Consider the following 7,742-nt stretch of genomic DNA (forward strand, 5'->3'; position numbering starts at 1 on the left):
CGGCAAACCGATGGAACAGGTCTTCGATCCTTCCTGGTATCGGGTCGCCGCGCTTCGGCCGCGGTTGCGCCCGCATGTGCAGATCCATCGTCACCACTACCGGGGGCAGCTCTGGTATGTGATCCAGGACGTGGTGACCGGCCGCTTCCATCGCTTTAGCCCGGTGGCCAATCGCATCATCGGCCTGATGGACGGCGTGCGTACGCTGGATCAGATCTGGGAGCTGGCCGCGCGCGAACTGGGTGACGACGCCCCTACCCAAGGTGAGACACTGCGCCTGCTACACCAGTTGCATGCCGCCGACCTGCTCCAGAGCGACATCCCCGCGGACCCTGATGAAGTGCTGCGCCGCCATCAGCGCCACCAACGCAACCGGTGGATGCAGCAATTAAAATCACCCATGGCCGTGCGCGTCCCCCTGCTAGACCCGGACCGCTGGCTGAATTGCGTCCAGTGGTTGGTGAGGCCCCTGTTCGGCTGGTTTGGTGCCCTCCTGTGGCTGGGGGTGGTGATCGGCGGTGCCGTCGTAGCCGCCCTCCACTGGCCCGAGTTGCGCCAGGACATCTCAGGCAACCTTCTGGCGCCGCAAAACCTGCTGCTGATCGGGCTGGTCTTTCCTTTTGTCAAGACCCTTCATGAACTGGGCCATGCCTTTGCCGTTAAGGTCTGGGGCGGGGAGGTCCACCAGCTCGGCGTCATGTTCCTCGTCTTCATGCCCGTCCCCTATGTGGATGCCTCTGCGTCCATCGCCTTCATCGACAAGTACCAACGCGCCCTGGTGGGCGCGGCCGGGATGCTGGTGGAGTTGTTCGTTGCTGCCCTAGCGGTCTTCCTATGGGCCGCCGCCGAACCCGGGCTGGTCAAGGCGATGGCCTACAACGTGATCCTGATCGCCGGGGTGTCCACCTTGGTTTTCAACGGCAATCCGCTGTTGCGCTTCGATGCGTATTATATCCTCGCTGATCTGATCGAGATCCCCAACCTGGCCCGGCGGGCAAATCAGTATGTTTCCTATCTGATGCAGTACCATGCGTTCGGCCTGCGCGAGGCCGGATCGCCCGTCAACGCCCCTGGGGAGGCGCGCTGGTTCCTCCTCTATGCACCCCTGTCATTCGCCTACCGCATGGCCATCTTCTCCTTGATTGTGCTGTTCGTGGGGGCCCAGTTCTTCTTCATTGGCGTGCTGCTCGCTTTTTGGGCTGCCTTCAGTCTCTTCCTCCAACCGGCATTCAAGGGCATGAACTACCTGGCAACGAGTCCCACACTACGCGATCAGCGCCCGCGTGCGGTCGCCGTTTCCGCGGCCATGGCCGCGGTTGTGCTGTTGTTGATCTTCGCCCTGCCCCTGCCGCTGGCGACGGTGACTGAGGGTGTGGCCTGGGCGCCGGAAGGATTGCAAATCCGTGTCGGGGGCGATGGCTTCGTCCAGCGGCTGACTGCCACGCCCGGCGCTCAGGTCACGGCGGGGCAACGGGTGGTAGTGCTCGATGATCCCTTGCTGGCCCCGGAACTCAAGGTCCTCAAGGGCGAGTTGGCGGTGCTGGAGGCACGCTACGATTTCTATCGGGAGGAGGATCGTGTCCAGGCCGAGATCGCCCGTGAGCAGATCGCGGGGGTCCAGGCGCAGATCGCCCGCAAGTGGGAGCGGATCGGCGACTTGGAGGTCCGTGCCCCGAGCGGTGGCCGACTGGTGATCCCCGGTGCCGACGACTTGCCGGGGCGCTTCCTCCAGAAGGGGCAACTGCTGGGCTATGTGATCGCCGACGGACGAATCAGCGTGCGGGCGGTCGTGACCCAGGACGACGTGGATCTGATCCGCGAGGGCACGCACCGCGCACAGGTGCGGCGTACCGACGCAATCGACGAGGTGATCCCGGCTGCAATCGCGGGCTTGGTCCCGACCGCGAGCGCCGCCCTGCCGAGCGCTGCCTTGGGCACCCAGGGTGGGGGCAGCATCCCGATCGACCCGCGGGATATGAAGGGTGTTACCGCGCTGACAAAGGTTTTTCAAATCGACCTGACCCTGCCCCCTGGGGCCGCCCCGCGGACCATCGGCAGCCGAGTCTATGTGCGTTTCGAGCATGCCCCGGAGCCCCTGGCCGGGCGTTGGTACCGTACCCTGCGACGGGTCTTCCTGAGCTATTTCAATGTCTGACCCTGCGATCAGCATCAACGCGCACTTGGGCCTTGCCTACCCGGAGCGGGGTCGACCCCGTGAGCCTTGGTACGAGACCTGGGTCCGGGATCGACTGGCCTGGCTGCGCCGGCCCCTGGCCTCCCGTAGCGGGCGCTTCCGCGCCATCTGCTCCGCAGTCGCGGTGCAGGCGGCGCCGGTCCAGGGACTGACCGATGCTGCCCTGGCCGCGACCGCCCTGACCCTTGGCCGGCAACTGCGCCGGGACGGCTTTCGCCTGCCGCTCGTGGCGCGCGCCTTTGCCCTAGTCCAGGAGGCAGCGGGACGCCGGCTCGGAGTACGCCACTACGACGTACAACTGATCGGCGGCTGGGTGCTGCTCCAAGGGGCGATTGCCGAAATGGAGACCGGCGAGGGCAAGACCTTGACCGCCACCCTGGCGGCGGCGACGGCGGCCCTGGCGGGGACGTCCGTACATGTCATCACCTCCAACGACTATCTGGCCCAGCGTGACGCCCAAGAGATGGCCCCGCTCTATGAGGCCCTGGGTCTCTCGGTCGCCGCCCTGGAACATGGCCAGCCAGCCCCTGCACGGCGTGCCTGTTATGCCAGTGACATTGTCTACGGTTCAAACAAAGAGATCGCCTTCGACTTTCTGCGCGACCGCATCACCCTGGCCCGCCGTCACCGGCGCCTCTGTATCAAGCTGGAACGGCTGTGCGCGCCCCAGGGGCCTCTGAATGAGCTTCTGATGCGCGGACTCTTCTTTGCCATCGTGGACGAGGCTGACAGCGTCCTGGTCGATGAGGCCCGCACGCCCCTGATCATTTCCGCCGCCGGCAATGGCACCCAGGTTACCCGCCTCTACAGCGATGCCGTCACGATCGCTGCCAGCCTCACGCCGGGACATGACTTCCGGCTGGAGGGCCGGGACCGGCGGGTAGTCATCACCCCTGCCGGGCTCGCGCGTCTGGTCGACCTGAGCCGGGACCTGGCCGGCGTATGGCAAGGTCCGCGGCGGCGGGAGGCGCTCATCACCCAGGCCTTGACCGCCCTACACCGCTACGAACGGGGGGTGCACTATTTGATTCGGGAGGACAAAGTCCAGATCGTCGATGAATACACGGGGCGCATCCTGGCGGACCGCACCTGGGAGCAGGGATTGCACCAAATGGTGGAGGCCAAGGAGTGCGTGCCCATCACTGCCCGCCGGGACTCCCTGGCGCGTACCAGCTACCAGTATTTCTTCCGTCGCTACCTGCACCTGTCGGGAATGACCGGCACCGCCTGGGAACTGGCCCCGGAATTGTGGTCGGTATATGGACTTCAGGTCGTGCGGGTTCCGACCAATCGACCCCTGCAGCGCCGCGCCCTACCGACCCGGATCTTTCCCAGCGCCGCTGAGAAGTGGGCCAGCGTTGCGCAACGGGTGGCCGAGATCCATGCGGTGGGCAGCCCGGTGCTCATCGGCACGCGCTCGGTGACTGCATCGCAGCAAGCGAGCACGGCCATTGCGTCCCGCGGACTCCAACATGCCGTGCTCAACGCGGATCAGGACGCCCAAGAGGCGGAACAGGTGGCCGCGGCTGGTCAGCCAGGGGCCATCCTGGTGGCTACCAACATGGCCGGCCGGGGCACCGATATCCGCTTGGGCCCGGGGGTAGCCGCGGCGGGTGGTCTGCAGGTGCTAGCCACCGAACTGCACGACGCGCGGCGCATCGACCGGCAATTGTTCGGGCGCTGCGGACGCCAGGGCGATCCCGGTTGCTACCAGATGTTCCTATCCTTAGAGGATGAACTGGTCGCCAGCCACCTGCCGCTCCACTGGGGCCTGCTGGCCACGCTCGCGCTGCGGTTGGGTGCTGAGTGGCTCTGCGCCCGACTTCTCGCGCGCGCCCAGCGCCGAGCCCAGCGCCACTACCGGGCCATCCGGCGGCAATTGTTGAAACAGGATGAACGTCTTGAAGAATCACTCGCCTTTTCCGGCCGGCCTCCGTCCTGAAGAAGCCAGCGTCCGGTGCACGTGCCGGCTGCTCCCGCTCCTCATCGCGGCCGTCTTGATGCTGCCGGTCGCGCTGTCAGGGGCGGCCGAGCCGTCGCCCGCCGACGACTTTCCCTGCCTCATCGAGCCCCATTTGGTGGTCGACGCCAGCACCGCCGTCGAAGGAGTCCTCGCCACGGTCGCGGTCAGCAAGGGCGACTTCATCAAGCAGGGGGCCGTGGTTGCGGTCTTGGAGTCCGAGGCGGAGCGCGCCTCCCTGGAGCAGGCCACCCTGCGCGCCGAGATGAAGGCCGCGATCCAGGCACGGAAGGTCAACCTGCAGCGCAGCGTCGAGAAACACCAACGCGCCATGAAGCTCTCGGGTAACAAATTCGTCTCCCCCGATGAACTCGACGAGTTGCGCTCTGCCGCGGACTTGGCCCGTCAGGAACTGGAGGAACAGGAAGAGAACCGCCGCCTCGCCGTCCTTGATGCCAAGCGTATCGCCGCCCTGCTGGAGCAGCGCACCATCAGGAGCCCTATCACTGGCGTGGTGGTGGAACGTTACTTGGATGGCGGTGAGTTTGCCCAGGCCCAGCCGATCGTGCGTCTCGCTCAACTCGATCCGCTGAATGTGGAGGCGGTGCTCCCCGGGGACCGCTACGGCAGCGTGCACGCCGGCACCGTGGCCCAGGTCGTTCTGTCGGAGCCCTTCCACGAGACCCTGGAGGCGCGGGTCACCATGGTGGAGAAGCTCATCGACGCCGCCAGCGGCACCTTCGGGGTGCGCATCGAACTGGCGAATCCGGACTATCGCATCCCGGCGGGGCTGGAGTGCCGGGTGACGTTCATGAAATGACCAGCGAGGCGGCACAGGTGCGCTGGTATCGTTGTCCGGAGTGGGGGCGGGACGTTGACCCAACGCAGGCGCCCCGGGCTGCGCTGAACCACCCAAGATCCGGGCGGGTCGGGCGCTGCTGCCAAGTATCGCCCGTTAGTCGTGATGGACTTGCCTAATTTTTTCTAATCTGCCAGTATTACTGGCACTGAACCATGTTTTTGTCCTTGCCCAGGGGTTTAACCTCGCCATCCATGTCAGGTTGGTAGGCGTTGGGTACCTGATCGGGCCTGTTTCGCCGCCGCTGCGCCTTGCGTGCCGGTCGGCAACCGGACGACAAGATCGCCGCTGAAATTCAGTTTTAGAACTTCGGATCGATCATCTGTGGGGGTTGGGAGACACGAGATGATTTCGTGCAGGCGCTTACGGTGGGGGTGGCTCGGGGGCTTCATCGCCTTGTTGGCCAGCTTTAGCCCTGGCGTCAGTGGGTCCCCATTTCAAGTGGGCGGGGTCTTGGCGGGCAGTCCGGGTGAGACGGTCATGCTGGAGCTTGCGGACGAGGGCGTCGTCGACCTGGAAGCTGCCACGGTTCGGATCGCCTTTGACCCGCTGTTCCTCTCCTTGACCAGCGTCTCCAACGGGGATGTCACCGCCGGATTTTCACTCACCGTCGGACCACCATCGGGCGGATCGCCCACCGAGGTCTTGATCAGCCTCTCCAGTTTGCTCGGACCGGTGACCGGGATCTCCGGCTCCCTCCTGGTCGCGCACTTCGATATCCGTGCTTCGGCGCCGCTTGGCCAGACACCGGTGTTATTCCAGTCAGCCGATACCGACTACGATATTCCCGCGACCTTCGGAACTGTCACCGTCGCCGGGGCGGCCGTGCCTGAGGCGGGCAGTGCGCCCCTGCTGGCGTTGGGGCTTACGTGTCTCATCGCGGCCTCCGGCCGCCGCAGAGCGGCGACTGGGAGGGCGTCTTGATCGTTCGGGCGCTATCGTTGTTCCCGGTTCCTCATTGGGCGGACCCCGGCCCCGACGCCGCATCGGCCGCTCCCTGGGCTGCACTGATACGCAGATAGGAGTTTGTCAGGGCTCACGCCTTCCCCAAGGCGCAGCCCAAGGTACCGGCGGGGAGTCGTAGGCCGCCCGCCGGGTGTTGCATGGCAAGCGCGCAGGGTCAAGCCTGCGGGAGAAGGTCTGCATGAAGGCACGCCTTGACTCCGGGGTATCAAAAGCTCCGGGGTTCCGGATCAGGAACCTCGTGTATGCGTTGCGTACGGCGCTGCGCTGCGCGTCATCGCCGCGGGCCGGCACGCGTGGTCGTCCCGGGCAGGACCGGGGGCGAACCAGACTCCTCTTTGAAACGCTGGAACAAAGGATTCTGCTGAGTGCCGATATCGTACCGGCGCCGCCGGATCCAGCTACCGCGGAGCCGGAACCGGCGGTTACCAAGTGCATCGTCCTCGCCGACGCCGTCTCCAGTCCCAGCGTTGACACTGGTGGCGAATGCCCGCCGACGCGCCGAAAGGTCACAACAACAGGTGCTTGGGAAGCGACGATTCAGCGGCCCGCAGAATCCGCCACGAGTGTCAACGTTTCCATCACCGCTTCCCCACTGCCGGAGGCGCTGAACGACCAAGCGGTTATCAGCCATACAGTCTCGTCTGCTCCCGACGCCAGAGCCGTCACCCTAACCCCTGTCGTTGAGGTATCCGTCGCTCCAGCCGCCTCGCCGGGGACGACTTCCTCCGTTACAGCCGCAGCCCCGGAATCCGGGCTAAGTGCTGCAACGTCCGTGACGCCAAACCAATCCACCGTAGCAACACCGGTTGCCGCAGCATCCGTCACCTCCGCGAACTCGTTGGTATCGCTGTCGCCGAGCGCCGCCGCCGTCCAGGAAACCGAACCAAACGACTCCCGTGTCACTTCCGGCGAGTTGTCGCTGGTCCAAGACCCGGAGGGAAGTGGGCTGCTGTTTGCCCGCGGGCAGGGGTCTCAGGACCCCAGCGCCTCCGGTAACTACTGGGCGGATCCCGACTATTGGTTCGTCACCCTACAGGCCGGAGACACCGTTTCCGTCAGCATCGACACCCCGGACAGCGCCCTGACGCCATACGTCGAGTTGCGGGATGCGGCTGACAACAGTTTGACATCGAACTATCTCGGTGGTCCCGATCGGGACGCCCTCATCAGCCACTACGTCGTAGCAAGCAGCAATACCTATTTTCTCCGTGTCGGGCGTTATCCATACGAAGGCACTGGCGGGACCTATGACATACGGGTGGAGGTCGCCCGCGGCATCCAGCAGGAGTCCGACGCCGGTTACGGCAACGATAGTCTGGGCAATGCCAACACGCTGACGCTGGTGACGGCTGCCGGGCACCGTACGGCCACGGTCACCGGCACCATCATGGCACCGGAGGGCAGCAACACCGACGAGGACTATTACAGTCTGGGGTTGTTCAACGCCGGCAACGTGTTGGAGTTGGCGACGCGGCGGCCGGCCGACGGGGCACTGGCGGCCAAGGTCACGCTGCTCAACGCGGCTGGTCAGGTGCTTGCTGACGAGGACGGCAACGCGGCTGACGGGCATGCGCGCGTGACGCTCGCCGCCGACGGGGCGATCTATGCACGGGTCGAGGCGGTCAGCGGGGCGGGGTCGCACGGGCAATACCTGCTCGATGTGGACGTGGCCGACCTGGTGCCGCCGCGGGTGACCGGGGTCACGGGGCTGCCGGCCCCGGCGAGCGCGGTAGCGCTCGTTTTCGGCACACTACCGAGTGCGC

Annotated in this window: 5 protein-coding genes and 1 pseudogene; all 6 read left to right on the forward strand. The window is 65.6% G+C overall.

The window, feature by feature from the left end:
• The first annotated feature begins 10 nt into the window (after positions 1 to 10).
• Positions 11 to 2,155 (forward strand): PqqD family peptide modification chaperone, encoded by a 2,145-nt coding sequence (locus QZY48_RS09035; RefSeq protein ID WP_295430291.1) that lies wholly within the window; start codon positions 11 to 13, stop codon positions 2,153 to 2,155.
• On the forward strand, positions 2,148 to 4,136 hold the full coding sequence (locus tag QZY48_RS09040; RefSeq protein WP_295430292.1) for a DEAD/DEAH box helicase: 1,989 nt from the start codon (positions 2,148 to 2,150) through the stop codon (positions 4,134 to 4,136). The genes QZY48_RS09035 and QZY48_RS09040 overlap by 8 nt, the downstream gene beginning before the upstream one ends.
• Before the next feature lie 58 nt (positions 4,137 to 4,194).
• A complete protein-coding gene (locus tag QZY48_RS09045; protein WP_295430294.1) occupies positions 4,195 to 4,974 on the forward strand; it encodes an efflux RND transporter periplasmic adaptor subunit in 780 nt (259 codons plus the stop codon).
• 519 nt (positions 4,975 to 5,493) lie between these two features.
• Positions 5,494 to 5,937, forward strand: a complete 444-nt coding sequence (locus QZY48_RS09050; protein WP_295430296.1) for a hypothetical protein — start codon at positions 5,494 to 5,496, stop codon at positions 5,935 to 5,937.
• A gap of 220 nt (positions 5,938 to 6,157) precedes the next feature.
• A pseudogene (locus QZY48_RS34700) lies at positions 6,158 to 6,370 on the forward strand (LEPR-XLL domain-containing protein); the annotation flags it as partial.
• Positions 6,371 to 6,817: 447 nt separating this feature from the next.
• Positions 6,818 to 7,742: hypothetical protein (locus QZY48_RS09055; RefSeq protein ID WP_295430297.1), on the forward strand; the 925-nt coding region annotated here is incomplete at its 3' end.

The organism is uncultured Thiodictyon sp. (assembly GCF_903828115.1).
Classification (GTDB): Bacteria; Pseudomonadota; Gammaproteobacteria; order Chromatiales; family Chromatiaceae; genus Thiodictyon.

Coding starts and splice junctions, on each gene's coding strand:
- QZY48_RS09035 (WP_295430291.1), top strand. CDS start 11: ATGGAACAGGTCTTCGATCCTTCCTGGTATCGGGTCGCCGCGCTTCGG.
- QZY48_RS09040 (WP_295430292.1), top strand. CDS start 2,148: ATGTCTGACCCTGCGATCAGCATCAACGCGCACTTGGGCCTTGCCTAC.
- QZY48_RS09045 (WP_295430294.1), top strand. CDS start 4,195: ATGCTGCCGGTCGCGCTGTCAGGGGCGGCCGAGCCGTCGCCCGCCGAC.
- QZY48_RS09050 (WP_295430296.1), top strand. CDS start 5,494: ATGCTGGAGCTTGCGGACGAGGGCGTCGTCGACCTGGAAGCTGCCACG.